The following is a 25,665-nucleotide window of genomic DNA, read 5'->3' on the forward strand; positions in this document are numbered from 1 at the left end:
GCTCGCCGGCTACTGCCCGACGGGGACCAGCAGCGCCACGCACTCCACATGCGCGGTCATCGGGAAGGCGTCGAAACCGCGGACGGCGGCGAGCCGGTACCCGGCCTCGGTGAAGGCGGCCACGTCCCGGCCGAGCGCCGCCGGGTCGCAGGCGACGTAGACGACGGCGCGCGCTCCGGTACCGGCCAGCAGCCGGCTCACCGCCGGGCCGGCACCGGCTCGCGGCGGGTCCAGGACGACGACGTCCGGAGGGGATCCCAGTTCGGCGAGCAGCTCGGTCAGCCCGTCGGCGTCCACCTCGCCCTGCCACACCTCCGCCTGCGGCAGGTGGGCCAGGTTCGCATCGGCCGCCGCGCACGCTCCCGCGTCGGACTCCACGCACACCACCCGGCCCTGCTCGCCGGCCGCCGGAGCGAGTGCGCCCCCGAAGAGACCGGCACCGGCGTAGAGGTCCAGCACGCTCTCCCCCGGCCGGACCGCGGCGCATTCGGCGACGGCCGCGACGAGCGCGTCCGCCGCGCCCGGGTGCACCTGCCAGAAGCCGGTGCCCTCGACCTCCCAGTCCCGGCCCCCCGCGCGCCGCTCGGCGCGGCCGGCCGGCTCCTGCGGCAGGTCCTCGCCTGCGGACCGGACCTCGCTGGACTGCGGCCGCCCCCGCCGGTCCAGCCGGGTGGTGGTCACCGAACCGGTCGAGTCGATCGACACGTCCACGGCCCCGGCCCCCGGCCAGCGCTGCTGCAGGACCGCGGCGGCGGCCGGCTCCACCGTGATCGGGCAGTCGTCGAGGACGACGACGTCGTGCGACCGGTGCCTGCGCAGCCCGGGCGCCCCGGTGCGGTCGACGGCGAACCGGGCCCGCGACCGCCAGCGCAGCGCGCCGCCCGGCAACGGCTCGACGACGAGACCGGCCACGACCGGGTCGGCGGCGTCCAGCCGGCCGAGCCGCACCAGCTGCTCGCGGACGACCGTGGCCTTGAGCCGGTGCTGCTCCGTGGGGTCGACGTGCTGCCAGTCGCAGCCGCCGCACTTCCCCGGCCCGCTGTACGGGCACGGCCGGTCGACCCGTGCGGGCGCCGCCGCCAGCACCTGGACGGCGTCCGCCCGGCAGAAGCCGGGGTGGCGGTCCTCGGTCACCCGGACCACGACCCGCTCCCCCGGCAGGCTGTGGCGGACGAAGACGACGCGCTCCTCGTGCCTGGCCACGCAGTGCCCGCCGTGCGCGACCGCACCCACCTCGACCTCGAACTCCCGGCCGGTCCAGCCCAGGCCCCGGTCAGGTGACGTGCTGGAACGGCCCCGCTGCAGGGGCCCGCCGCGAGCCTGCGAGCGGTGGGGGGCAGCGGCGGCCCCGTCCCGAGGCTCGCCCCGAGCCTGCGAGGGGTGAGGAGGACGGGGTCCTTCAGCCATACGGCGTCACGTCCACCGGATGGTCGGTGAGCCCGCGCCGCAGGTCGCCCGGGGCCGGGCCGTCGTGGCGGGCGTCGTCCTCGTGCCCGGCCGTGCTCTCCAGCTGCCACGGCACGGTCGTGATCATCACGCCGGGCTGGAACTGCAGCCGGGCCCGCAGCCGCAGGGCGGTCTGGTTGTGCAGGACGTTCTCCCACCAGTGGCCGACGACGTACTGCGGCACGAACACCACCACGAGCTCCCGGGGGCTGTCGCGGCGGATGCCCTTGACGTAGTCGAGCACCGGGCGGGGGACGTCCCGGTACGGCGACTCGAGGACGGTCAGCGGCACCGGGATGTCGAAGCGCTGCCAGTCGGCCTGCAGGGCGCGGGTCTCCTCGTCTTCGACGTTGACCGTCAGCGCGGTGAGCGCATCGGGGCGGGTGGCCCGCGCGAACGCCAGCGCCCGCAGGGTCGGCTTGTGCACCTTCGAGACGAGCACGACGGCGTGCACCTTGCTGGGCAACGTGCGCGAGTCGGCGTCGGGGACCAGCTGCTCGGCCACGTTGCAGTAGTGCCGGTTGATCGCCCTCATGAGGACGACGAGCACCGGCATGGAGGCGATCACCAGCCAGGCGCCGTTGGTGAACTTCGTGACGACGACGATCACCAGGACGATGCCGGTGAACGAGCCGCCCACCAGGTTGATCGCCTGCGACCTGCGCATCCTCGACCGGGCCGCGCGGTCCGGCGCGCTGCGCAGCTCCCGGCTCCAGTGCCGCACCATGCCCCACTGACCGATCGTGAAGGCGGTGAACACCCCGACGATGTAGAGCTGGATCAGCCGGCTGACCGAGGCGTCGAAGAACAGGATGAGGAGCCCGGCGAACCCGGCCAGCAGGAGGATGCCGTTGCTGTAGGCCAGCTTGTCGCCGCGGGTGTGCAGCTGGCGGGGCATGTAGCGGTCCTCGGCCAGGACCGAGCCCAGCAGCGGGAAGCCGTTGAACGCCGTGTTGGCCGCCAGGAGGAGGACGAGCGCGGTCGCGGCCTGCACCACGAAGAAGCCGACCGAGGAGCCCCCGAAGGTGGCCGCGGCCAGCTGCGCGATCACGGTGCGCTGCGGCTCGGTCGCGCAGTCGGCGAAACCCACCAGGTTGCAGGCGTCGTCGGTGTAGGTGACCCCGGCCACGAGGGCCAGCGAGCTCACCCCGAGGAACATGACGGCCGCCAGCCCGCCCATCAGGGCGAGCGTGGTGGCCGCGTTGCGGCTCTTCGGCGTGCGGAAGGCCGGGACGCCGTTGGCGATCGCCTCGACCCCGGTGAGGGCGGTGCAGCCCGAGGCGAAGGCCCGCGCGGCCAGGAGCACCAGCGCGAGCGCCCCCGCCTCCCCGTAGCCGGCGTCCGGGGTCACGGCGTAACCGGCGCTCTCGGCCACGACCTCCGCGGAGGTGAAGAAGTACCGGACCAGACCGGTGCCGACCATCACCAGGATGGCGGTGACGAACAGGTAGGTCGGGGCGGCGAACGCCCGCCCCGACTCCCGCACCCCGCGGAGGTTGGCCGCCGCCAGGACGGTGACCAGCAGCAGCGCGATGAGCGCCCGCTGGTCGTCGAGCGACGGGAACGCCGAGATGATGTTGTCGGTGCCGGCCGCGACCGACACCGCGACGGTCAGCACGTAGTCGACGAGCAGCGCGCTGGCCACGACGAGCCCGGCGAACGGGCCGTGGTTGCGCCGGGCGACCTCGTAGTCACCACCGCCGGAGGGGTAGGCGCGCACCACCTGGCGGTAGGACAGCACCAGGATGGCCAGGAGCAGGACCACCCCGGCGGCCAGCCAGGGGGTGAGGTACAGGTACGCGGTGCCGGCGAGGGTCAGGACGATGAGGATCTCCTGCGTGGCGTAGGCCACGGAGGAGAGCGGGTCGCTGGAGAAGATCGGCAGCGCGAGGCGCTTGGGCAGCAGCGACTCCCCGGCGCGGTCGCTGCGCACCGGGCGGCCGAGCACGAGGCGCTTCGGTAGTTGTCCGAGGTCGGACAGGGTTGGCACGGCGCGATGGTACGGACGCCGGCGCCCCGTGTGCGGGTGACTCGGCCCACCCCGCCCCGACGGGGGGAAGCGGCCCGCCTACGGGTTCGCGGGTGCCGCGCGGGTGTAGCTTCGCGGCCGGAATGCACGGGCGGACGACGCCTGCGCGACCGGATCCTGCGGGGAGAGACACGTGCACGTGGTCGTGATGGGCTGCGGCCGCGTCGGCTCGGCCATCGCCCGGCGCCTGGAAGAGATCGGCCACAGCGTCGCGGTGATCGACCAGGATCCCGCGGCCTTCCGGCGGCTCGGCCCGGACTTCAGCGGCCGGCAGGTCACCGGGCTGGGGTTCGACCGGCAGACGCTGCTCGACGCCGGCATCGACTCCGCCGGCGCGTTCGCCGCGGTCAGCAGCGGCGACAACTCCAACATCATCTCCGCCCGGGTGGCGCGGGAGACCTTCGGCGTCCAGCACGTCGTGGCCCGCATCTACGACTCGAAGCGGGCCGAGGTCTACGAGCGCATGGGGATCCCGAGCGTGGCGACCGTCCCGTGGACGGTGAACCGCCTCCTGCGCGAGCTCCTGTCGGTCAAGGTGAGCGAGCTGTGGCGGGAACCGACCGGGAAGGTGCTGCTCATGCGGGTCACCGTCACCGAGGGCTGGGTCGGCCGGAAGCTGACCGCCCTCGAGGCGGCCACCGGCGCGCGCGCCGCCTGGCTCGTCCGCTTCGGCGAGGCGCAGCTGCCCACACCTACCACGGTCCTCCAGGACGGCGACCAGCTCGTCGTCGCGGCAACCGACGAGCTCACCACCCGCGTGGACGAGGTCATCGAGCGCGGCCCGCAGGGAGGCGAGCACTGATGCGCGTCGCCATCGTCGGGGCCGGTGCCGTCGGGCGGTCCATCGCCGGCGAGCTGCTGGAGAACGGCCACACCGTCATGCTCATCGAGAAGGACGGCCGCAAGGTCCGTACCCGTTCGGTCCCCGGCGCGGAATGGGTGCAGGCCGATGCCTGCGAGGTCTCCTCGCTGGAGGAGGCCCAGCTGGCCACCTGCGACGTCGTCGTCGCCGCGACCGGGGACGACAAGGCCAACCTGGTCGTCTCCCTGCTCGCCAAGACCGAGTTCGCCGTCAACCGCGTCGTCGCCCGGGTGAAGGACCCGCGCAACGAGTGGCTCTACACCGAGGCGTGGGGCGTCGACGTCGCCGTCTCGACCCCTCGGGTCCTGGCCGCGCTGGTCGAGGAAGCGGTGACCGTGGGCGACGTCGTCCGGCTCATGAGCTTCCGCAAGGGGGCGGCCAACCTGGTCGAGATCACCCTCGGCGACGACACCCCGTGGGTAGGGCACCCGCTCCGCGAGGTCCCGTTGCCGCGCGAGACGGTCCTGACCGTGATCCTCCGCGGCGACCGGGTGGTCACCCCGTCGCCGGACGAGCCGCTGGAGAGCGGGGACGAGCTGCTGTTCGTCTCGCACGGCGAGACCGAGGAGGAGCTGCAGCACGTGTTCGCCCCGGAGGGACCCGGCCGCACCTGAACGAGGATCCCTGTCGACGGCCCTCCTGCAGGGTCCCGCCGCGAGCGTGCGAGCGGTGAGGGACAGGAGAGTCCTCTTTCAGGCGGGGGGATCGTCGACCGACGGCGCGCGGTGGCGGTGCAGCCGGGACACGGCCCACAGGGTGACCAGGAGCGCGACCGCGGTCACCGGGAGCCCGAGCGCGATCGAGGCCACGCCGAGCAGGTCCTCCTCGTCCGCCAGGTACAGCGGGCCCTGCACGGCGACCCGCAGGAGGAAGGTGCCGGCCCACAGGACCGTCAGCCAGGAGTAGGTGCGGACCATCCGCCGGTCCTCGCGCCAGTGCCGCTCCGGCACCGGGTCGGCGCTCCGCGGCCGGCCGCCACCATCGGCAGGCCCGTCGACCGGCGCCCCGGCACCACCCTTGCCGCGCAACCCGGCAACCCCACCGGCGGCCAGGCCGCCGAGGTGGCTGGGCGACAGGAACTCGGCGACCACCCCGACCAGCGGCCAGCGCACCAGCACCGAGACGAGCAGCACCACGCCGATGCCGGCGTTGCGGATGATGCCTGGGGCGTAGAAGTTGCGGGCCTCCCCCGACGCCGCGGCGATCGCGACGGCGATCGCGACCCCGAACAGGCCGCTGACCGCCTGCTGGGTGCTCTCCCGGCGGACCAGCCGCAGGACGAACACCAGCGCCGCGGCACCCACCGCCGCCCAGATGCCGGTCCGCAGCCCGCCGATGCCGTTGGCCACCACGAAGGTGAGCGTGGGAAGGGTGGCGTCGACCATGCCCCGCCAGCCGCCGAGCTGGCTGAGCAGCTCCTCGCGGGCGAACATCGAGCGGGGTGCGTCCGCACCGGGGTCTGCCCGGTGGTCCTGGTCGTCACCGGCCGGCGGACCTGCTGCGGTCACCTTCGTCCCCTCTGTCCCACGATTCCTGGCCCGCCCGCGGCGGGAGTTCCCCGCCGTGCCCGGGTCAGCCGGAACAGAGCTCGTACCAGGGGTTGTAGATGACCTGGCGGCCGTCGAACGCGGCGAACCGGCCTCGCGCGGTGAGCGACCGTCCGGGCTCGATCCCCGGGATGCGGCGCCGCCCCAGCCAGACCAGCGTCACCGATCCGGAGCCGTCGAACAGCTCGGCCTCCAGCGTCGGCACGGTCTCGCGGGGGGTGTAGACGACCGACTTGAGCCGGCCGGTCACCGTGACCACCGCACCCTTGCGGCAGGAACTGACCGACTCGCAGCCGGCGCTGGCCGTGCCGGCCCGCAGCTGCTGGGCGTCGATGGTGTGGTCGTCGGCGGTGAGTCGCTGCATCGTGCGCGACCACCAGCCCGCCGATCGGGTCTCCGTCACACCGACCAGCGTAGTGCGGTGCGCCGCAGAGGCGGCCGCGACGGGTGTCGGCTGCGTCGCGTCGCTCAGCCGGCGTCGGGAGCCGGGCCGTCGGCCGGCGGCTGCGCCTGCTGCTGGACCGCCCGCCGCTGCGCCGCCTGCTGCTGCGCCGCCTGCTGGGCCACCTGCTGTGCGGCCAGCTGCGCCGCGGCCTGCGCCGGGAGGGTCAGCGGGAGCGGCTCACGAACCGGCATCGGCTCGTTCCCCCGGACGACGACGATGCCCTGGAACGCCGTCTCCAGCGCCGCGGCCTCCGCCTCGCCGTCCTCGGCAGCCGAGCCGCTGAGCAGACCCCGCAGGAACCAGCGGGGGCCGTCGACCCCCAGGAAGCGGGCCGGCCGCCGGACCGGCTGCGCGGCCGGCTGCCCGGGCTGCGGCGGCAGCGCGGCGACGACGGTCCCGGCCAGCTCGATGCCGAACGGCCCCTCGACCTCACGCAGCGACGCGCCCTGGCCGGAGGCGGTGCGGGCGAGCTCGGCGCGGACGTCGTCCCAGATCCCGGTCACCCGAGGGGCCGCGAACGCCGCGACCTGCAGCAGGGAACCGCCGTGCCGCAGCGTCGCGCCGATGACCTTCTGCTGCTGGTTGAGCTCCACCCGCAGATCCATGCCCGGCAGCGCGGGCAGCCGGATCGCGCCGAGATCGATGCGGTTCACGCCGTCGTCCGGGGCGTCGGCCTCGTCCCACGGCCCGGTCGTCTCCGGGATGTCCCGGACCCGCTGCTGCGGCTCCGGCGGGACCCCGCGTTCCCGCAGGCTGCGGTCGATCCGATTGCGGCGCCGTCCGAACGGCATGTCAGTTCCGCCCCTCGAGTGCTGGAGTGTCGCCGGACCCGGGCGCCGCCGCCCGGTACCCGCCGGTGGAGCCGTGGCCACCCGCACCGCGCTCGCTGGCCGGCAGCTCGGCCACGGGCACGAAGCGCGCCCGGGTCACCGGCTGGACGACCAGCTGGGCGATGCGGTCACCGCGGGACAGCCGCAGCGGCGTGGCCGGGTCCAGGTTGATGAGGTTGACCTTGATCTCGCCCCGGTACCCCGCGTCGATGGTCCCCGGCGCGTTCACCATGCTCAGGCCCAGCCGGTGCGCCAGCCCCGAGCGGGGGTGCACGAAGCCGGCATAGCCTTCGGGGATCGCCACGGCGACCCCCGTGCCGACCAGCCGCCGCTCGAACGGGGCGAGCTCGACGTCCTCGGCCGCGGTCAGGTCGGCGCCGGCGTCGCCGGCCAGCGCATAGCGCGGAACGGCTCCGTCGGGCACGGTCAGCAGGACCGGCACGTCCAGCTCGGCGGAGGGTTCGGGCACGACCGCGACCCTATAAGGGCCACCCCGTTCCCACCGTGCGGCGGGGCGGCCCCGCCCCGGGGCCCGCCCTGAGCGTGCGAAGGGTGGGGAGGACGGTCAGGCCGCGTCCCGAGGCTCGCCCCGAGCCTGCGGGGGTGAGGAGGACGGGGTCCTTCAACAGGCCGGAGGCCGGCGCAGGTCGGCCAGGATGCGGCGGGCGAGCGACTCGGTGGCCCGCCGGTTGCCGCGGCTGGACAGCGCGGCCCCCACGAGCAGCGGGGCGGCCGACGGCACCGCGCCCGCGAGCCGCCGGGTCATCCGGCGGCGCAGGGCCCGCAGACCGGCGGTTCCCAGCAGGGACCCCAGGTCCGCACCCGGCGTACCGGCGACGGCGCGCTGCTCGGACCAGCTGCGCAGATAGGCCTGCGCCCGCTCGGCCGCGTCGCCGGCCGCCGGCCGGCCGTGCAGCTCGTGCAGCTCCCCGATGAGCACCACCTCGACGGCGGCGACGAGCACCGTCTCCGCCCCGAGCTCCAGCGGGACGGCGAGCAGGGACGGCGGTGCGAACCAGTGCGCCGCGGACAACCCGCCGGTGGCGGCGCCGATCCCGGAGGTCACCCGGGCGGCCCGCTGGACCAGCGCCTCGGCTATCTCCTCGTCGGACGCCCCAGGATGAGCCGCACGGAGCCGGGCACCGTCGCGGATCGGGAGGCGGGGGACCGCGGTGGCGAGCAGGTCACCGAGCAGCGCGCCCGGCTTGCGATCGTCGGCGACGCCCGTGCTGCCGGGCTCCTCCGGGCGCGCGCCGGGCGCTCCAGCTGCCGCGGACCCACTGCCGAAGGCACCGGCCACCGCCCCGGCGAGGGCCCCCACGACGTCCCGCAGCCCACCGCCCGCGGATTTCTGGGCACCCGTGCCGGCCAGGCCGGCGACCGCCTCGGCGACCGCCCGGCCGGCGCGCGCCAGCGGGCTGTCCTCGGCTCCGGTCGGCGCCGGCGCAGCCGGCACCGGCCGGGGGGCCGGGACGTCGCGCGGCGCGCCGGTACGCGGGCCTCCGGTCATCGGTCGTCCCTTCTCGTCACGGCTGGAACCGCCACCCTTCAGGGGCCGCGCCGAGCCGAGTGACCGCGCTGGAACGGCCCCCTTGCAGGGTTCCGCCGCGAGCTTGCGAGCGGCGGGGAGCAAGGGGGTCCGCTCAGGCGCAGTCGCGGCAGAACCCCTGGTCACCACGGGTGGCGGCCAACCGGCTGCGGTGCTGCACCAGGAAGCAGCGCGAGCAGGTGAACTCGTCCTCCTGCTTGGGCAGGACCCGGACGGTCAGCTCCTCGTTCGAGAGGTCGGCGCCCGGGAGCTCGAGGTTCTCGTTGAAGTCGGTCTCGTCGACGTCGACCGACGCCGACTGGGCCTCGGCCCGGCGTGCCTTGAGCTCCTCGAGCGAGTCCTCCCCCAGCTCGTCGGTCTCGTTGCGGCGCGGGGCGTCGTAGTCGGTGGCCATGGGTGTGCCCCTCCTCCGGGGTCGTCGCGGGCGTCGTGCCCGCTCGTCTGACGCGACGCGGGGTGCGCGCCGTCGTCCTGGGCCGGTCGCCGGTGGGCGATCGGTGGTCGGTGTGGGAGCAGCCCGCTGCCGGGGCGCCCGTCCACGTCTCGCCGGCTCCTCCTCGCGGTGGAGCCAGCAGCCCCCCAACGCCGTCCGGCACCGATTTGTGCCCGCCTCCGGAGAGGTGACACATCGGGCGCCGGGAACGGTCGGGTGGGCTGGGGAGCGCCAGAGGTTACCCTGCCGCCGTGGCGACTTTCCCGGGTGCCGATCCAGCCGTCGTCGGCCCTTACCTGGCCACTGCGCTGGGGCACGAGCGCTGGCGATCGGTGACCATCGACCTGATCGCGGCAGGCATGTCCAACCTCACGTACGTGGTGACGCCGGAAGGTGGTCCGCCCGACGCCGCGGTGATCCTCCGCCGCCCACCGACCGGCGCGGTGCTGGCCACCGCGCACGACATGGCGCGCGAGCACCGGGTGATCTCCGCGCTCGGGCCGACGCCCGTGCCGGTGCCCCGGACGCTGCACCTGTGCACGGACCCCGCGGTGCTCGGCGCGCCCTTCTACGTGATGGAACGGGTCGCCGGGGTGCACGTCGCGCGGGAGCTGCCGGCCGGGTACGCCGACACCCCTGCCGAGCGCCGGGCGATCGGCGACGCGCTCGTCGACACGCTGGGCGACCTGCACGCGGTGGACCCCGCCGCCGTGGGGCTGGCCGACTTCGGCCGGCCGGAGGGCTTCGTGGCGCGCCAGGTCCGCCGCTGGACGACGCAGTGGGAGGCGACCCGCGACCGCGACCGCCCGGACCTCGACGCGTTGGCGGCGCGGCTGGCCGAGACGGTGCCGGTCACCCAGCGGCCCGGGATCACGCACGGCGACTACCGGCTCGACAACTGCCTGCTCGACCCGACCTCGCCCGGCCGGATCGCCGCGGTCCTCGACTGGGAGATGTCCACCCTGGGGGATCCGCTCACCGATCTCGGGATGATGCTCGTCTACTGGCCGGAGGCCGGTGAGAACCGACCCTCCTCGCAGAGCCCGGTCACGACCTTGCCCGGCTTCCCCACCAGGCGGGAGGTGGCCGATCGCTACGGAGCGCGCACCGGAACCGATCTGTCGGTCCTGAACTGGTACGTGGCCTTCGGCTTCTTCAAGTTCGCCGCGATCATCGCGGGCATCCTGGCCCGGTCGGCCGCCGGGGCGATGGCGGGCAAGGACACCAGCGGCTACGCGGAACGGATCGCCCCGTGCGTAGCGCTGGGACGCGCCGCGCTGGAGGACGGTTCGATCTGAGACCCCCTGCGGCCCCCTAAGCTCGGACCGTCAGCCGTCCGAACCAGGACGTAGGCGCCCCGGACCCTCGGCGCCACGCCCCCGGATCCCGCCGAGGAGTCACCGTGACCGAGCGCTCCGCGCGCCCTGCGGTGCGCCCGCGCAGCGGGCGGCGCCCGCTGCCGCCGCTCATCTTCCTGCTGGTGCTCGCGCTCGCGGCCGGCGCCGTGTGGTGGACGGTCATCCGCGAGGACCAGGCACGGCGCGCGGAGGCGGCTCAGGCGTGCGCATCCGCGGAGGAGCCACCTCCGCAGCTGGATCCCGCCGCCGTCTCGGTGCGCGTGCACAACTCCACCGACACCGGGGGCCTGGCCCAGCAGGTCGCCGACGACCTGCGGGCGCGCGGCTTCACCGTCGGCGAGGTCGCCAACGACCCGACCGACCGGCAGGTCGAGGGCGTCGGCGAGGTGCGGTACGGGCCCCGGGGGCGGGACGCCGCGCGGTTCCTGGCGGTCTACCTGCCAGGTGCGGGCATGTACCGCGACACCCGGGCCGACGCGGTGGTGGACCTCGTGATCGGGCCGGAGTTCGTCTTCCCGGACAGCATGGCCACCCCGGAGGAGGTCACTGCGGCGTTCGCACCCGCGGAGGAGGCGGCGGACACCGCCTGCTGAGGCTCCCGCCTCAGCGGTGCAGCTCGGCCACCAGGTCGAGGAACGGGCCGGCCACGGAAGGGGCCACCGCGATCACCATCGGTGCGCCGACCGGCCCGTCCGAGAGGCCGGTGACGACCGCCCCTGCCTCCGCGGCCACCAGCGCGCCCGCCGCGTGGTCCCAGGGGTTGAGGTCCAGCTCGTAGTAGGCGTCGACCCGTCCCGCGGCGACGGCGCAGAGGTCCAGTGCGGCGCTGCCGAACCGCCGGATGTCGCGCACCTGCGGGAGCAGCCGTGCCACGACCGCCCCCTGGGCGCGCCGCTGCTCCACCCGGTACCCGAAGCCGGTGGCGACCAGCGTCCGGTCCAGTGACTCCGGGCGGCCGGCCGTCAGCCGGCGCACCGGCCGGCCGGGGGACGCCAGCTCCGCTCCCCCGCCGGCCGTGGCGGTGAAGAGCTCCCCGGTGGCGACGTTCAGCACGGCCCCCGCGGTCACCACGCCCTCGACCTCGGCGGCGATCGACACGGCGTAGGCGGGCAGGTCGTAGAGGAAGTTCACCGTTCCGTCGATGGGATCCACGATCCAGCGCACCCCGCTGGTCCCGTCACGGGCGGCGCCCTCCTCGCCCAGCACGCCGTCGTCCGGGCGGGCTGCGAGCAGGTGCCGCACCAGCAGCTCCTCGCTCGCCGCGTCCACCGCCGTCACGACGTCCACGGGGCTGGACTTCGTGGTCACGTGCCGGGCTGCGGTGTCGCGGCCACGGGCCACGAGCGCAGCCGCCTCCCGGGCGGCCGAGACGGCGAGCTCCAGCAGCGCACGCGGGTCCGGAGGGCCGGCGGTGGAATCGGTCACGACGCCGATCCTGCCGCAGCCGGGCGCCACGGCCCCCTCGCAGGGCCCGGCTGCGAGCTCGCGAGCGGCGGTGAGCGAGGGGGTCGTTCTACTAACCTGTCGGCGTGCAGGGTTTCGGGGTGGACATCGGCGGCAGCGGCATCAAGGGGTGCCTGGTCGACCTGGACCAGGGCCGGCTCGTCGGCGAACGGCGGCGGACCGAGACACCGCAGCCCTCGCTGCCGGAGTCGGTCTACGAGGTGGTGGCGGAGCTCGTCGGCGCCTTCGGCTGGGCGGGTCGCGTCGGCGTCACCTTCCCGGGGGTGATGAAGGCCGGGGTGGCGCACACGGCGGCGAACGTGGACAAGAGCTGGATCGGCACCGACGTCGACGCCGGGCTCTCCCAGCGGATCCCGGGCACCGTCGAGACCCTCAACGACGCCGACGCCGCCGGGCTGGCCGAGATGCGCTACGGCGCCGGCCGCGACCGGGGCGGCGTCGTGCTGATGCTCACGTTCGGTACCGGCATCGGCAGCGCGCTGTTCGTCGACGGCCGGCTGGTGCCCAACACCGAGTTCGGGCACATCCAGGTCGACGGCGAGGGCGGCGAGCGGAGAGCGTCGGCGGCCGCCCGTGAGCGCGAGGAACTGAGCTACCCCGAGTGGGCGAGGCGCGTGGACCGGTACCTGGACGTCCTGGAGGCCGGGCTCTGGCCGGACCTGATCATCGTCGGCGGCGGCGTGAGCAAGAAGGCGCACAAGTGGGTGCCGCTGCTGTCCACCCGCACCCCCGTGGTGCCGGCCGAACTGCAGAACGACGCCGGGATCGTCGGCGCGGCACTGGCCGCCGCGGAACGTCCCGAGCACTGAGTCGACCCGTCCCGCCCCGTCCGAGCGAGGGCCTCGGATCCGAGGCGCTGATTTCGCTCGGCGACGTCGTTACAATGGTGACGCCCCAGCCCGTCGCCCTCCAGCCGGGAGGGATTCCCCCGTCCCGATCGCGGTCAAACGCCGTGCCGGTCCGCGGGTCCTCCGGCCCTCGAGAGCCCCAGGCGGAGCCGCTGCCCGCGGACCACACGGTCCCCGGGGAACGAACCCAGTACGGGAAGGAACCTGAGTGCCCGCCGATCAGCCAGCACCGGAAGCAGCCGTAGCGAGCACCCCGCGGGCCAGGACGGCCGCAGCCGGGACCCGTGCCGGCACCAAGAAGACGGCCGCCGAGCCGGCCGCCGCCCGGAAGAAGGCACCGACCGCGGCCGCCAAGACCCCGGCCAAGGGGCGCGCGAAGCCGACGATCACCCCGTCGCCGGGTGCCGGTGAGGGCACCGTCCTCACCGCCGTGGCCACCGAGGACTCCGCCGTCGCCGTGGTCGACGCCGGCTCCGAGGGGCTCAAGCTCGACGAGACGGTCGTCACCGGCAAGGACGGCGTCGAGGTCGCCGCCGCCGAGGAGGAGACCACCGAGGGCGGCACCGACTTCGAGTGGGACGACGAGGAGGAGTCCGAGGCGCTGCGGCAGGCCCGCAAGGACGCAGAGCTCACCGCCTCGGCGGACTCCGTCCGCGCCTACCTCAAGCAGATCGGCAAGGTGGCGCTGCTCAACGCCGAGGAGGAGGTCGACCTCGCCAAGCGGATCGAGGCCGGTCTCTACGGCTCCGAGCGGCTGCGCCAGGTCGAGGAGGAGGGCCAGAAGCTCTCCCCGCAGATGCGCCGGGACCTCAACTGGATCGTCCGCGACGGCGAGCGCGCCAAGAACCACCTCCTCGAGGCGAACCTGCGCCTCGTGGTGTCCCTCGCCAAGCGTTACACCGGCCGCGGCATGGCGTTCCTGGACCTGATCCAGGAGGGCAACCTCGGTCTGATCCGTGCCGTCGAGAAGTTCGACTACACCAAGGGCTACAAGTTCTCCACGTACGCCACCTGGTGGATCCGGCAGGCGATCACCCGCGCCATGGCCGACCAGGCCCGCACCATCCGCATCCCGGTGCACATGGTGGAGGTCATCAACAAGCTCGGCCGCATCCAGCGCGAGCTGCTCCAGGACCTGGGCCGCGAGCCCACCCCGGAGGAGCTGGCCAAGGAGATGGACATCACCCCGGACAAGGTGCTGGAGATCCAGCAGTACGCCCGGGAGCCGATCAGCCTCGACCAGACCATCGGCGACGAGGGCGACAGCCAGCTCGGTGACTTCATCGAGGACTCCGAGGCCGTCGTGGCCGTCGACGCGGTCAGCTTCACCCTGATGCAGGACCAGCTGACCAGCGTGCTGCAGACGCTGTCGGAGCGGGAGGCCGGCGTCGTGCGGCTGCGGTTCGGGCTCACCGACGGCCAGCCGCGCACGCTGGACGAGATCGGCCAGGTCTACGGGGTCACCCGTGAGCGGATCCGGCAGATCGAGTCCAAGACCATGTCCAAGCTGCGCCACCCCAGCCGCTCTCAGGTGCTGCGCGACTACCTGGACTGAGGGTGCACCCTCACGGCGAGTGGGGCCCGGAGGGTCCCGCGCAGGAGTGACGCGGCGGCTCCTCGCACCAGGGGAACGGCACCTGGCTGCGGTGCGGCCCCGAGGGTCACGGTGTCATTGCATCGTCCCTGCGCGGACCTCTCCGGGGCCCACTCGGGAGACTCCCGGCTTCCGGCGACCCCCGCGGCGCCGGCCGTCGGCCATCTGGGCAGCCGGTGCCACGGTGCCCTCGCCCGAAAGGGTCACGGTGTGACTACGCCGGTGTACGCCGACACCTGTCGGGTAGACGGCGTAGCGTGGACGCCGTCAGAACAGCAGCGGATCCACGGTCCGGCCGGTTCCCACCGGTCGGGCAGATGACCACCAGCACGTGCACCACCAGTTCCACCCAGTGACGTCCCCTGCTGAACCCGCTCCGCCCGCGCCCGGCGTGTCACGGACTCATCTCTTTCGGCGAGTCCACGACGTTCCGGGTGGGAACGGGAATCCGAGGGGCCATCCTGGCGCTGTGCAGGAGGCCGATCCGCAACCGCGGGTCCGTGCGGTAGAGAGCGAGTGATGACCCAGATGACCCAGACGCTGACGACGACCCCCGCCGCCGACGACCTGGTCGTGCCGTTCCACTGCGACCGTTGTGGTGCCCTGGCCAAGGTCCGTGTCGTGCTCGCCAGCGGCAGCGATCTCGTGTTCTGCGGGCACCACGCCCGTGAGTACGAGAACAAGCTCCGCGACATCGCCGTCGACATCATCGACACAGAGGGCGAGCAGCACGTAACCGCGTGAGAGAGGCGATAACGTCGCGCCCGCGATGACCGTCTCACCTGACGACGCCGCCGCGTCCGATGCCCCGCCTCGTGCGGGCACCGGGCCGGCGGCTCCGTCGTCTCCGGGGACCCCCGGTCGGCGGCAACCGGAGGAATCCAGCATGTCCCAGCAGTCCCCCTCGTCCGACGAGACCGTCCGGATGCGGCCCGACGGCGCCGGCGGGCGCCCGCAGCCGACGGTCTCGTCCCCGGCGTTCGGGGCCGAGCCCGACGACACCCGGCCGGTGGGCCGGGACTGGCTGCGCAGTGCCCCCGAGAGCGCCCCGGCCGCTCCCCCGGACGCAGGCGTGGCACCCACCACGGACGACGGCCCGGCGGTCGCCCCCGCCACCGCCGAGGCCGACGAGGCCGACGGCACCCAGCGCTTCGATCGCGTCAGCCCCGCACCGGCGCCGGAGGGCGACACCGCTCGGACCGCCGTGGTGCCGCCCCTGGACCCCGCAGCCGACGTGCCTCCCGGGCCCCGGTCCGACGACCGGCCGCCGGCGAGCGGCCCACGCGGCCACTGGTGGCGGCGCCGTACGACCCTGGTCCCCGCGGCCCTCCTCGCCGTGCTGGCCGCCGCCTACGGCGTCGACCTGCTGGCAGCCTCCGGTGAGGTACCGCGGAACACCGTGGTGGCCGGCGTCGACGTCGGCGGGCTCGCACCTGCGCGGGCGGCACAGGTGCTCGAGGAGGAGCTGGCCCCACGCGTGGTGGCCGACCACACGGTCACCGCGGCCGACGTGACCGCCACGCTGTCCCCCGCCACCGCCGGCATCACCCTCGACGTCGCCCGCACCGTGGACGCCGCGGAAGACCAGCCGCTCAACCCCTGGACCCGCCTGGTCACTCTCTTCTCCGACCGCGAGGTCGAGCCGGTCATCACCGGCGAGGAGACGGCGCTGGCCGCCCAGATCGATGGCATCGCCGCCCAGGTCGACCGCGCTCCGCAGGACGCGACGATCGCGATCGCGGGCACCACGCCGTCGGTCGTGGAGCCGGAGGACGGCCGGACGTTGAACCGCGACGGCTCGGCCGAGGCGATCACCGACGCGCTCGCCTCCGGTGGCGACCCGAGTGCGCCCATCGAGCTGCCCGTCGACGTCACACCGGTCGACGTCGACGTCGAGGAGGCCGAGCGGGTCCTGGAGGAGACGGTCACCCCGGCGCTGTCCGCGCCGGTGCAGGTCGTCAGCCAGGACGGCGGCACCTCTGCAGCGGTTCCGGTCGAGGCGATCGCAGCAGCGCTGACGTTCACCGCCCAGGACGACGGCGAGCTGGCCGTGGGCCTGGACCCCCAGGCCCTGCAGTCCGCGCTGGGTGACGAGCTCGGCGCCTTCGGTACCCCCGCCCAGGACGCCCGGTTCGAGGTCGCCGGCGGCGCGGTCACCGTCGTGCCGTCGGTCGACGGAACCGGGATCGCGCCGGCGCAGCTGGCCGAGCAGCTGCTCCCGGTGCTCGCCGGCCAGGCACCGCGGACCGTCACCGCCGAGCTCGGGCCGGTCCCGGCGGAGTTCACCACCGCCGAGGCCGAGGCGCTCGGCATCCGTGAGGAGATCTCCAGCTTCACCACGAAGATCGGCAACCCGGCCAGCGGCGAGAACATCCGGGTGGTGGCGAAGGAGGTCGACGGCGCGGTGATCATGCCGGGCGAGACCTTCAGCCTCAACAGCTTCACCGGTCCCCGGGGGACGGCTCAGGGGTACGTGGAGGCCGGCGTCATCAACAACGGCGAGTTCACCACCGCCGTCGGCGGCGGCATCAGCCAGTTCGCCACCACGATGTTCAACGCGGTGTTCTTCGCCGGACTCGAGGACGTCTTCCACAAACCGCACAGCTACTACATCAGCCGCTACCCGGCCGGCCGCGAGGCCACCGTCTACTACGACTCCATCGACCTCAAGTGGCGCAACGACGGGGACACCGGCGTCTACGTCGACACCGCATGGACGCCCGACTCCCTCACGGTGACCTTCTACGGGACGAAGCGCTACGAGATCCAGTCGGTCAGCAGCGAGCGTTACAACATCCGGCAGCCAGTGGTGCAGGACAAGCCCGACAGCCCCACCTGCGAGCCGCAGTCGGGCTCGACCGGGTTCGACATCACCGTCACCCGCATCTTCCGGGATCTCACCACGGGTGCGGAGCTGGAGCGGGAGAACTTCCGGACCCGGTACGCCGCCGAGCCGATCATCAACTGCGTTCCGGCCGAACCGCCCGCGCCGGGCCCCGAGGGCACCGCCCCCAGCAGTCCGCCGGCGCCCGGCGGACGTCGCCCGGCGCGCGGGCGGGTGGCCTGACGCCGGCGACCGGACCGGTCAGGCACTACCCGCCGTGCACACTGTCCAGGTGAGCGCCGTGCTGCCCAGCGACTCACCCACCCGGGCCGGGGTGGGTGAGCCCGCGATCGCAGGCCCTGCCGCATCCGGTCCGGTGCGCGCGGACGCCCCGGCGCCGTCGAAGCTGGGCCGCTGGCCGACACCGCTGCGGGTGCCGCTGCAGGTGCTCGGGCGCACGCTGGCGAAGGCGTGGCAGGACCGCATCCTCGGACTGTCGGCCGAGGCGGCGTTCTGGCAGATCCTGTCGGTGCCGCCGCTGCTCATCGGCCTGCTCGGCTCGCTGGGCTACCTGGGTGCCCTCATCGGGAACGACGCCGTCAGCCAGATCGAGGAGCGTCTGCTCGACGCCTCGGCGCAGGTCCTCACCCCGGACGTGGTCGACGGCCTGGTGCGCCCCACGCTGGCCGACATCCTGGGCTCGGGCCGGCTGGAGGTGGTCAGCCTCGGCTTCCTGCTGTCCCTGTGGGCCGGGTCCTCAGCCACCGCGACGTTCATGAACACGATCGTCATCGCCTACGACCAGCGCGACGTGCGCGGCCCGATCCGCACCCGGCTCAAGGCGCTGTGGCTCTTCATCGTCGGGATGCTGCTGGCGGTGCTCACGCTGCCGCTGCTGGTGCTCGGCCGGGACGTGCTGGTCGCCCTGGTGCCACCGGACTGGCAGAGCACCACCGACATGCTCATCGGCGCCGTCTACTGGCCGATCGTCGTCGTGGGCCTGCTGCTGGGGCTGACCAGCTTCTTGCACGTCGTGCTGCCGAACCGGCTGCCGTGGCGCCGGCAACTGCCCGGCGCGCTGCTGAGCCTGGGCTTCTTCCTCGTGGCCGCGCTGCTGCTGCGCGCGTACGTCACCGACTTTCTCACCAGTGCGCTGCCCTACGGCGCGCTGGCGGCCCCCATCGGCGCGTTGCTGTTCTGCTTCTTCTTCGGCATGGCGGTGCTGCTGGGCGCCGAGCTCAACGCCACCATCCAGTCCCGCTGGCCGGCACCCTTGCGCCGGCACGACCGGCGTCGCAAGGCCCGCCGCCAGGCCAAGCTCGAGCAGGAGGCCCGGCGCCTCGGGCTGTGACACCGCCATGACCCGGCCGTCCTCCGGACCGCACCGCGCCCACGTGCCGTCCCCCGGCTGCGCTGAGCGCCTCCGTCGTCCCTGCGCGGACCCTCCGAACCCATGAGACTGCGGTCCTCCGGACCGCACCACCATGACATCGCGGTCCTCCGGACCGCACCACGACCAGGTGCCGTGCCCCTGCGCCGCGGAGCCGTTGCGTCGCCCCTGCGCGGACCCCTCCGGGGCCCATGACACTGCGGTCCTCCGGACCGCACCGCGTCCACGTGCCGTCCCCCGGCTGCGCTGAGCGCCTCCGTCGTCCCTGCGCGGACCCTCCGGGCCCACTCGGGACGACCAGGCTGGACTCCGGTCACTTCTTGAGCTGCTCGTAGACCTCCTTGCAGGCCGGGCACACCGGGCTGCCGGGCTTGGGGCTCTTGGTGACCGGGAAGACCTCGCCGCACAGCGCCTCGACGAGGGTGCCCATGACGGCGCTCTCGGCGATCTGGTTCTTCTTGACGTAGTGGAAGACCTCGTTGGCGTTGCCGGTGTCCGATTCGCGGACGTCCGGCCGCTCGAGGATGTCGCTGCTGCTCATGCGGGGCTCCCTGCTCGACGGTCGGGTCGTGCGGTCGGCGCGCGGCCGCGGGCCGCGGTGCTCCCGCACCCGCCCACCATGATGACAGGGTGACTCCCGCCAACCCCCCTTCCCGCCCGGTCCTGTCCTCCGAGGTCGCCGACGCCCTTGCTGCCGGCCGCCCCGTCGTGGCCCTGGAGAGCACGCTGCTGGCGCACGGCCTGCCCCGGCCGGACAACCGCGCCGCCGCCGACGACGTCGAGGCCGCCGTCCGCGCCGGAGGCGCCGTCCCGGCGACGATCGCCGTCCTCGACGGCGTTCCGCACGTCGGCCTGAAGCCCGCGGAGATCGACCGGGTGTGCGCCGACCCGGACCTGGCCAAGCTGGGCGTCCGCGACCTGCCGGTGGCCGCCGCGCTCGGGCTGAGCGGCGCGACGACGGTGTCGAGCACCGCTCTGCTGGCCGAGGCCGCGGGCGTGACCGTCTTCGCCACCGGGGGGCTCGGCGGAGTGCACCGGCTGGCGAGCGAGACCTTCGACGAATCGGCCGACCTGACCGCGCTGTCACGCACGTCCGTGGTGGTGGTGTGCGCCGGCGTCAAGTCGATCCTGGACGTCCCGGCGACCCTGGAGCGGCTGGAGTCGCTGTCGGTCACGGTCGTCGGCTACGGCACGACCACGTTCCCCGGCTTCTACGTCGCCGACTCCGGCTCGACGCTGGACTGGTCGGTCACCGACCCCGAGCAGGCCGCCGCCGTCTTCGCCGCCCGACGCCGGCTCGCCCCCGGGGCGGTCGTCGTGGCCAACCCGCTGCCGGCCGACGAGCAGCTCGACCCGGTGCTGCACGACCGGGTGATCGCCGATGCGCTCGCGGCGGCCGATGCAGCCGGCGTGCGTGGCAAGGGGGTCACCCCGTTCGTGCTCGACCACCTGCACCGCGCGAGCGAGGGCGCGACCCTGGCGGTCAACGTCCGGCTGGTCCTGCGCAATGCGGAGCTCGCCGGCCGGATCGCCGCGGCGCTCGCCGCCTCCCCGGCCTGAACACGGTCGTGCCTGAGCCGGTCCTCGTCGTCGGCGACGTCGCCACCGACGTGGTGGCGGTCCTCTCCGGGGAGCCGGCGCCGGGGTCGGACCGGCCGGCGTCGATCCGGGTCCGCGGTGGCGGCGCGGGCGCCAACGTCGCCGTCCACCTGGCCCGGGCGGGAGTGCCCGTGGTGCTGGCCGGCTGCATCGGCGACGACGTGGCCGGCGCGAGCCTGTCCGCCGAGCTGGCCGACGCCGGGGTGCGGCTGCGACTGCGCACCGTGCCGGGAACGGTGACCGGCACGATCGTGAGCCTGGTCGAACCGGGTGGGCAGCGCAGCATGCTGGCCGACCGCGGAGCCAACCTGGCGCTTCGCCCACCCGACGTGCCGGCCCCGCGGCCGGGCGGCCACCTGCACCTGTCTGGCTACACGCTGCTGGACCCCGGTCCGCGCGCCGCGGGCCTGGCGGCGCTGGCCGCGGCCACCGCAGCGGGCTGCACCAGCTCGGTGGACCCGGCCTCGACCGGCCCGCTGCGCACCTACGGCGTGGACCGGTGGCTGAACGACACGGCCGGAGTGACGCTGGTGCTACCCAATGCCGACGAGGCACGGCTGCTCAACGGCTGTGCGGACGTCACCGAGGCGGCGCGGGCGCTGGCCGGCCGGCACCCGATCGCCGTGGTGACCCTGGGAGCCGACGGCGCGCTGTGGGCGTCCGGGGACACGGTGGTGCACCGACCAGCGCGGACGACGACGGTCGTGGACACGACCGGCGCAGGGGATGCGTTCGCCGCCGGACTGCTCGGAGCGTGGCTCACCGACCAGGACTGCTCCCCCGCCGCCGCCCTGGACGCCGGCCTGGCCCGCGCCGCCGACGTGGTCCGCCGGCCGGGAGCCCGCTGAACGCCGTTCAGCCCTCGATGATCCGCCCGGACCGCGCGGGGTTCTCCAGCACCCGGTCGGGGCGCGCATCGACGCCCGGGAGGCGGGTCTTGGCCTTCGGGGGCCGGTCGTTGGCCATGACCACGGCGATCCAGGGCAGCACCGTGCCGAGGACGGCGAGGATGATCATCAGCCAGACGGTCTGGTAGAAGACCGCGGCCAGGACGAGCGCGACACCGCGGATGGCCATCGTGATCGCGTACCGCCGCTTGCGGGCGGCCTGCTGGTCGGTGAGGCTCGGGGCCGCCTCGGTGATGAGCACCGGCTCCGGCCTGCGCGACCGCGGGAACTGCTGGCTCGAGGCCACGGGCACCTTTCCCTCCGCTGGCCGGTGTCCGCGGGCATCACCCCGCCGGCTCCCGGACCACCCCCATGGTGCCACCGCGCAGAGCCCGGTGCAGGCGCCCCGCGATCAGCTGCCCGCCGCCTGCTTGGCCGCCCTCGCCGCCTGCTTCTGCTCCTGCTTGAAGGCGCGCACCTCGGCCAGGGACTCCGGACCGGTGATGTCGGCGACCGAGCGCCGGGACCCCTCGCGGCCGTAGTCGCCGGCGGCCTCGCACCAGCCCGGTGGGGTGACGCCGTACTGCTTGCCGAGCAGGGCGAGGAAGATCTTCGACTTCTGCGCACCGAACCCCGGCAGCGCGTTGAGCCGCTTCAGCAGCGTCGCACCGTCCGGGCCGTCGGCCCACAGACCCGCCACCTGGCCGTCGTAGTCGGCCACCAGCGCCCGGCACACCTCCTGGGCGCGCGCGGCCATCGACCCGGGGTAGCGGTGCAGCGCCGGCGGCCCCTGGAAGACGCGCACGAGCTCGTCGGGGTCCATCGACGCCAACTGCTCGGACGAGAGGGTGTCGACCCCCAGCCGGTCGGCCAGCAGCCGCGGCGCACCGAATGCCCGCTCCATGGGGAATTGCTGGTCCAGCATCATCCCAAGGAGTAGTGCGAGCGGGTCGCGGCCGAGCAGGTCGTCGGCGGCGGCGTCCTGGGCGATGCGGAGGGTGGGCACGTGGAGATGGTGCCGTAGGGCGATCGCAACGCAGTCAGCGGCGGTGGTCAGAACGGGCTCATCTCGTCGAGCACCTGCGCGGCCAGATCGACGATCACGGCGGCCTTCGGGAGGTCCTCGACGACCGGCTCGGCGGTGAGCTCCTCGGCGTCGGTCGCCGGGTACTCGGCGTCGTTGCGGGTGCGGCGCAGCCGGTCGAACGGCCGCAGCGTCCTGCCCAGCGGCGGGTCCAGTTGCACGGTGACCGCGTGATACGCGGCAAGGTGGCCGCCCCGGGATGTGGGCCGCAGGCCCTGGTTCTCCCAGCACGGCGGTCAGCGCCTTGTGCGCGGCGTCGTAGAGCAGGCCGTAGGCGCCGGCCGGGTCGTCGCCGGCCACCTTCACGACGGTTGCCAGGTGGGCGCGGGCCCGACGGACCAGCCGGTCGGCGTGCTCCCGGCTCGGCTGGACCCGCTGCAGCGTCGCCGGTGTCCCGTGCAGCATCTCCTCGATCCGGTCCCGGCCCTGCTGCCACCTCATCGGGCCGCTCCGACCGACGGCTGCCGGTCGGCGGCGTCGAGGTCGAGTGCGACCAGTGGGCCGGCGGTGACCGTGGCGAGGAAGCCGGAGGCGTCCTCGCCACGGTCCGCCCGGGCCCAGGTGTCGGAGGCGACCCGGCGGACGTTGACCTCGCGGCGGAGCCGCTCGCCGGCGGGGCGGACGGCGTCATCGGGTCATTGAGGTCGGCCGTACCGATGATGAGCAGGTCGATGTCGTTGGGCACCGGGCCCGGCAGGCCGGAGTAGCGCGCGGCCCAGGACCCGTAGATGTAGGCGCGGGCGACGCCCGGCACACCGTGCAGCGCGTCGGAGAGCACCGGTCGAGGCCCGTAGGTGACCGCCAGTAGGTCGGTCAGCGGACCGGCGAGCACGCTGGAGATGTCCGCCCGGACCAGTCGGGTGTTGCCCACGCGCGCAGCAGTGGCAGCAGCGTCGGCGTTCTCACATCTCCGCAGGTGCTTTCGGAGATGTCGAAGTCAGAGCCGGCGTACGTGCCCGCCCATCGGGCGCCGTGGCCCCGTCAACACACCCGGCGCCCGTTGCACGATTGTCAAGCAGGTGTTTAGCATCGCCGCGTGAGCAAGACCATCGGGTTCCGCCCCACCGAGGAGGACGAGCGGATCATCCGCGCGGCGATGCGCGACGACGAGCACACCGCCGACGTCATCCGCCGCGCGCTCCGCCTGCTGGATCGCGAAGCATGGCTCGCGCGAGCGCGGGCCGACGCCGAGCGACTGGCGGACGAGGACCTGTCCGGCGAGGCCGACGCCTGGTGATCCGCGGCGCTGTCTACCGCGTCGACCTCGGGGTGGCTCGTCGTGGTCACGAGCAACGCGGCCGGCGCTACGGACTGGTCCTGAGTCCCACCGACATGGCCTGGAGCGTCGCCACGGTCGTCCCGACGTCCACACAGGCCCAGCCCGCCGTCTTCCGGCCCGAGATCGAGTTGGGCGGCGTCCTGACCCGATTCCTCGTCGATCAGATGCGCAGCATCGACGTGCGCTTCGTCGAGGGAGAGCCTGCGTTCTTCCTCCATCGCGACGAACTCGACGAGGTCGAGGTCGCTGTCACCCGGTACCTCGGCCTCTGACCCGCACTCGGGTCGCATGGGCCCACTGGCGCGGGGCGGCCGACGGCGGGGGCGGGGAATACCCTCGCGCGAGGGCGACGGATGCGGACCGTGTCGTCGGCTCGCCGGTGACGGAGGGCTTCCTACCGGGTACCTGCCCTTCTGCGGCCGACCGCCTCACCGCTTCGTCCACGCACGTGCTGGTCCAGCAGCATCCCGATCAGCAGCGCGAGCGGGTCAGGGCCGAGCAGCTCGTCGGCGGCGGCGTCCTGGGCGATGCAGAGGATCGGCACCGGAGCAGTGTGCCGCACGGAACCGCGGCGACAACCTTCCAGGCACGGCCGCGGCACCTGCACGGTCGCGGTCGGCTCCGCCTCGCTCAACGAGCACCGCTCGCGCCGCCCGAGGGCACGGCAGCGCCCGGGCCCAGTCGTGCAGCGAGTCGAGCCACTCGGGGCTGCCGAACGGCATCGGCTCGCAGCCGTGGAACAGGTAGAGGCTGGGCAGCAGCCCGTCCTCCGGCGTCCCCGGCCGGTGCGCCTGCTCCCCCTCGAGGGCGGCGACACGCTGCCGATGCGCAGTGATCGGGTGCGCGGCCGGAAGCGGGCGTGGTGAGGGCGGGCGTGGTCACGCGGACTGCTCGTGGTCGTGGCGGAGAGGGCGGGGGCGCCCCGAGGGTCGTGCCCGGAGCACCGCCGTCAGGCCGTGTTGGCGAGGATCCTTCACTGCGCGCAGAGAGCGGGCCGGGCGACCCTTCACGGGCTGCCCGGCCCGGAGCACGGTACGGGGTCAGGCCCCCGCGGACCGGGCGGTCCGACGGCGGCCGGCGAGCAGGTGGTCGACGCTGAAGCGCCCGGCGCCGACGACGGCCAGCAGGAGGGCGGCCGCGCCGAGGGCCAGGACGAGCTCGTAGCCGCCCTGGTCGACGAAGAGGCCGGCGCCGGCGTGGACGAACGCGAACGCGCCGATCATGTCGACGAGGAGGAGCAGCCCGGCAACGGGGACGGCGAGGCCGAGGATCAGGGCGGCACCACCGGCCAGCTCGACGACGGCGACGACCCACGCGGCGGCGGAGGCGGCGGGCACGCCCTCCTGGTCGAAGAACGCGGCGGTGCCGTCGATGCCGTTGGTGAACAGCTTCTGCCAGCCGTGGGCGAAGAAGATGAGGCCGACGGCGACGCGGGTCACCAGGACGGCGAGGTCACGGGCGGGAGCGGGGAAGGTCATGACGGGTCCTCTCGGTGGTGGGGCGGATCGAGGGTGTGGGGCGCTGACCGGACCGGTCTGCGTCGAACCAGATGGGAAGGCGGGGGCGGCGATGGCTCGCGCCCCACGCTATTCGAGTCGTGGGACGAGGCAGGGTCCGGAGCCGGCTCGAACGCCGGCACGGCGCCGAGCTCGAGATCCGGTGCAACCTCCCCCGCCCGTGGACTGAGGTGCTCGTGCTGCTCGGGCGACCGGAGGCCGGCCGGCTCACGATGAGATGAGCAGCCGACCCGCGCTCCGTCCTCGCCGCTTCCAGCGATGAGGAGCGGGGCACGTCCGACGCCCTGCTCGACCGGCTGCGCGCAGTCGACGGATCCCTTCTCGCCGCCGGGCACTGACCCGAATCGCGATGTGCACCCCGGCCAGTCGAAGTCGGGACCTGCCACTGCCCTCGACCCGTGCTGATCGACGCGCCAACTGATCACCTGGCGGCAGATGTCAGGAGTTGCCTCTGCCAGCGTTCAGCTCTTCGTCGGCGCATGTGCTGGTCCAGCAGCATCCCGATCAGCAGCGCGAGCGGGTCACGGCTCAGCAGCTCGTCGGCCCGGGCATTCTGGGCGATGGTCAGAGTCGGCACGCTCGCTCCGTACCGGCCCAGGTGATGACGTCACGCGCCCCGCCGGCCGCTGCCCCTCAGCGGACGTCTCTTCCGGGCGCGAGAGTCCCTTGCCCCCTCGCGC

At 74.1% G+C, this 25,665-nt stretch carries 29 protein-coding genes; 13 read left to right on the top strand and 16 right to left on the bottom strand.

All coding sequences use genetic code 11. From position 1 onward, the window contains the following. Window positions 1–9: 9 nt before the first annotated feature. Both QOZ86_RS07930 and QOZ86_RS07935 read right to left on the bottom strand, forming a co-directional pair. On the bottom strand, window positions 10–1,305 hold the full coding sequence (locus QOZ86_RS07930; RefSeq protein WP_284491586.1) for a class I SAM-dependent RNA methyltransferase: 1,296 nt from the start codon (window positions 1,303–1,305) through the stop codon (window positions 10–12). Between the two features lie 94 nt (window positions 1,306–1,399). Next, on the bottom strand, window positions 1,400–3,436 hold the full coding sequence (locus QOZ86_RS07935) for an APC family permease (RefSeq protein WP_284491414.1): 2,037 nt from the start codon (window positions 3,434–3,436) through the stop codon (window positions 1,400–1,402). 172 nt (window positions 3,437–3,608) lie between these two features. Between QOZ86_RS07935 and QOZ86_RS07940 the strand changes: the two genes are divergently transcribed. After that, on the top strand, window positions 3,609–4,277 hold the full coding sequence (locus QOZ86_RS07940; RefSeq protein ID WP_284491415.1) for a potassium channel family protein: 669 nt from the start codon (window positions 3,609–3,611) through the stop codon (window positions 4,275–4,277). Further along, window positions 4,277–4,951: a potassium channel family protein gene (locus QOZ86_RS07945; protein ID WP_284491416.1), complete on the top strand. Its 675-nt coding sequence runs from the start codon at window positions 4,277–4,279 to the stop codon at window positions 4,949–4,951. The genes QOZ86_RS07940 and QOZ86_RS07945 overlap by 1 nt, the downstream gene beginning before the upstream one ends. Before the next feature lie 78 nt (window positions 4,952–5,029). On the opposite strand, the gene QOZ86_RS07950 is transcribed toward QOZ86_RS07945, so the two are convergent. The 6 genes from QOZ86_RS07950 to QOZ86_RS07975 all read right to left on the bottom strand — a co-directional run bounded on the left by QOZ86_RS07950 (window position 5,030) and on the right by QOZ86_RS07975 (window position 9,102). Beyond that, entirely contained in the window at window positions 5,030–5,845 is an 816-nt protein-coding gene (locus tag QOZ86_RS07950; protein WP_284491417.1) for a DUF3159 domain-containing protein, read from the bottom strand. Between the two features lie 64 nt (window positions 5,846–5,909). Then, complete coding sequence (locus QOZ86_RS07955) at window positions 5,910–6,287, bottom strand: OB-fold nucleic acid binding domain-containing protein (RefSeq protein ID WP_284491418.1); 378 nt, start codon at window positions 6,285–6,287, stop codon at window positions 5,910–5,912. A gap of 65 nt (window positions 6,288–6,352) precedes the next feature. Beyond that, window positions 6,353–7,120, bottom strand: a complete 768-nt coding sequence (locus QOZ86_RS07960; protein ID WP_284491419.1) for a DUF3710 domain-containing protein — start codon at window positions 7,118–7,120, stop codon at window positions 6,353–6,355. 1 nt (window position 7,121) lies between these two features. Beyond that, window positions 7,122–7,628, bottom strand: a complete 507-nt coding sequence (gene dut, locus QOZ86_RS07965) for a dUTP diphosphatase (RefSeq protein WP_284491420.1) — start codon at window positions 7,626–7,628, stop codon at window positions 7,122–7,124. A 153-nt stretch (window positions 7,629–7,781) separates the two neighbouring features. After that, a complete protein-coding gene (locus QOZ86_RS07970) occupies window positions 7,782–8,669 on the bottom strand; it encodes a hypothetical protein (RefSeq protein WP_284491421.1) in 888 nt (295 codons plus the stop codon). Window positions 8,670–8,802: 133 nt separating this feature from the next. Then, a complete protein-coding gene (locus tag QOZ86_RS07975; protein WP_284491422.1) occupies window positions 8,803–9,102 on the bottom strand; it encodes a DUF4193 domain-containing protein in 300 nt (99 codons plus the stop codon). A gap of 290 nt (window positions 9,103–9,392) precedes the next feature. Here QOZ86_RS07975 and QOZ86_RS07980 point away from each other — a divergent pair, with 290 nt between their 5' ends. Together QOZ86_RS07980 and QOZ86_RS07985 are read left to right on the top strand one after the other, a co-directional pair. Further along, entirely contained in the window at window positions 9,393–10,439 is a 1,047-nt protein-coding gene (locus tag QOZ86_RS07980; protein WP_284491423.1) for a phosphotransferase family protein, read from the top strand. A gap of 104 nt (window positions 10,440–10,543) precedes the next feature. Then, window positions 10,544–11,092 (top strand): LytR C-terminal domain-containing protein, encoded by a 549-nt coding sequence (locus tag QOZ86_RS07985; RefSeq protein ID WP_284491424.1) that lies wholly within the window; start codon window positions 10,544–10,546, stop codon window positions 11,090–11,092. Window positions 11,093–11,102: 10 nt separating this feature from the next. On the opposite strand, the gene QOZ86_RS07990 is transcribed toward QOZ86_RS07985, so the two are convergent. Continuing rightward, entirely contained in the window at window positions 11,103–11,924 is an 822-nt protein-coding gene (locus tag QOZ86_RS07990; protein ID WP_284491425.1) for an inositol monophosphatase family protein, read from the bottom strand. 104 nt (window positions 11,925–12,028) lie between these two features. On the opposite strand from QOZ86_RS07990, the gene ppgK reads away from it, so the two are divergent. From ppgK to QOZ86_RS08015, 5 genes are all read left to right on the top strand, one after another. Beyond that, complete coding sequence (gene ppgK, locus QOZ86_RS07995) at window positions 12,029–12,772, top strand: polyphosphate--glucose phosphotransferase (protein ID WP_284491426.1); 744 nt, start codon at window positions 12,029–12,031, stop codon at window positions 12,770–12,772. Between the two features lie 247 nt (window positions 12,773–13,019). Continuing rightward, a complete protein-coding gene (locus QOZ86_RS08000) occupies window positions 13,020–14,366 on the top strand; it encodes an RNA polymerase sigma factor (protein WP_284491427.1) in 1,347 nt (448 codons plus the stop codon). 558 nt (window positions 14,367–14,924) lie between these two features. Further along, window positions 14,925–15,149 (top strand): DUF7455 domain-containing protein, encoded by a 225-nt coding sequence (locus QOZ86_RS08005; protein WP_284491428.1) that lies wholly within the window; start codon window positions 14,925–14,927, stop codon window positions 15,147–15,149. A gap of 142 nt (window positions 15,150–15,291) precedes the next feature. Then, on the top strand, window positions 15,292–17,472 hold the full coding sequence (locus QOZ86_RS08010; RefSeq protein ID WP_284491429.1) for a VanW family protein: 2,181 nt from the start codon (window positions 15,292–15,294) through the stop codon (window positions 17,470–17,472). A gap of 49 nt (window positions 17,473–17,521) precedes the next feature. Next, window positions 17,522–18,580 (top strand): YihY/virulence factor BrkB family protein, encoded by a 1,059-nt coding sequence (locus QOZ86_RS08015; protein WP_284491430.1) that lies wholly within the window; start codon window positions 17,522–17,524, stop codon window positions 18,578–18,580. Window positions 18,581–18,932: 352 nt separating this feature from the next. Here the strand turns inward: QOZ86_RS08015 and QOZ86_RS08020 are convergent, their stop codons facing one another. Then, window positions 18,933–19,160, bottom strand: coding sequence for a DUF3039 domain-containing protein (locus tag QOZ86_RS08020; RefSeq protein ID WP_284491431.1), 228 nt, complete (start codon window positions 19,158–19,160; stop codon window positions 18,933–18,935). Window positions 19,161–19,249: 89 nt separating this feature from the next. On the opposite strand from QOZ86_RS08020, the gene QOZ86_RS08025 reads away from it, so the two are divergent. Together QOZ86_RS08025 and QOZ86_RS08030 are read left to right on the top strand one after the other, a co-directional pair. Continuing rightward, window positions 19,250–20,179 carry a pseudouridine-5'-phosphate glycosidase gene (locus tag QOZ86_RS08025; protein ID WP_284491432.1) on the top strand — a complete coding sequence of 310 codons (930 nt, stop codon included), beginning with the start codon at window positions 19,250–19,252 and terminating at the stop codon, window positions 20,177–20,179. Between the two features lie 8 nt (window positions 20,180–20,187). After that, window positions 20,188–21,066, top strand: coding sequence for a carbohydrate kinase family protein (locus QOZ86_RS08030; RefSeq protein WP_284491433.1), 879 nt, complete (start codon window positions 20,188–20,190; stop codon window positions 21,064–21,066). Between the two features lie 7 nt (window positions 21,067–21,073). On the opposite strand, the gene QOZ86_RS08035 is transcribed toward QOZ86_RS08030, so the two are convergent. The 3 genes from QOZ86_RS08035 to QOZ86_RS08045 form a co-directional block, all read right to left on the bottom strand. Continuing rightward, window positions 21,074–21,418, bottom strand: coding sequence for a DUF3099 domain-containing protein (locus QOZ86_RS08035; RefSeq protein ID WP_284491434.1), 345 nt, complete (start codon window positions 21,416–21,418; stop codon window positions 21,074–21,076). 99 nt (window positions 21,419–21,517) lie between these two features. Next, window positions 21,518–22,111 carry an HhH-GPD-type base excision DNA repair protein gene (locus tag QOZ86_RS08040; RefSeq protein ID WP_284491435.1) on the bottom strand — a complete coding sequence of 198 codons (594 nt, stop codon included), beginning with the start codon at window positions 22,109–22,111 and terminating at the stop codon, window positions 21,518–21,520. Window positions 22,112–22,158: 47 nt separating this feature from the next. Then, a complete protein-coding gene (locus QOZ86_RS08045; RefSeq protein WP_284491436.1) occupies window positions 22,159–22,350 on the bottom strand; it encodes a hypothetical protein in 192 nt (63 codons plus the stop codon). Between the two features lie 875 nt (window positions 22,351–23,225). Here QOZ86_RS08045 and QOZ86_RS08050 point away from each other — a divergent pair. Both QOZ86_RS08050 and QOZ86_RS08055 read left to right on the top strand, forming a co-directional pair. Beyond that, window positions 23,226–23,426 (top strand): hypothetical protein, encoded by a 201-nt coding sequence (locus QOZ86_RS08050; protein WP_284491437.1) that lies wholly within the window; start codon window positions 23,226–23,228, stop codon window positions 23,424–23,426. Next, complete coding sequence (locus QOZ86_RS08055) at window positions 23,423–23,740, top strand: type II toxin-antitoxin system PemK/MazF family toxin (RefSeq protein WP_284491438.1); 318 nt, start codon at window positions 23,423–23,425, stop codon at window positions 23,738–23,740. Before QOZ86_RS08050 ends, QOZ86_RS08055 begins: the two co-directional genes overlap by 4 nt. 122 nt (window positions 23,741–23,862) lie before the next feature. Here the strand turns inward: QOZ86_RS08055 and QOZ86_RS08060 are convergent, their stop codons facing one another. The 3 genes from QOZ86_RS08060 to QOZ86_RS08070 all read right to left on the bottom strand — a co-directional run bounded on the left by QOZ86_RS08060 (window position 23,863) and on the right by QOZ86_RS08070 (window position 25,562). Further along, window positions 23,863–24,012 (bottom strand): hypothetical protein, encoded by a 150-nt coding sequence (locus tag QOZ86_RS08060; protein ID WP_284491439.1) that lies wholly within the window; start codon window positions 24,010–24,012, stop codon window positions 23,863–23,865. A 496-nt stretch (window positions 24,013–24,508) separates the two neighbouring features. After that, window positions 24,509–24,946 (bottom strand): DoxX family protein, encoded by a 438-nt coding sequence (locus tag QOZ86_RS08065; protein ID WP_284491440.1) that lies wholly within the window; start codon window positions 24,944–24,946, stop codon window positions 24,509–24,511. 460 nt (window positions 24,947–25,406) lie between these two features. Next, window positions 25,407–25,562, bottom strand: a complete 156-nt coding sequence (locus QOZ86_RS08070) for a hypothetical protein (protein ID WP_284491441.1) — start codon at window positions 25,560–25,562, stop codon at window positions 25,407–25,409. Between the last annotated feature and the right edge of the window lie 103 nt (window positions 25,563–25,665).

Source organism: Blastococcus capsensis (genome assembly GCF_030165005.1).
GTDB lineage: Bacteria > Actinomycetota > Actinomycetes > Mycobacteriales > Geodermatophilaceae > Blastococcus > Blastococcus capsensis.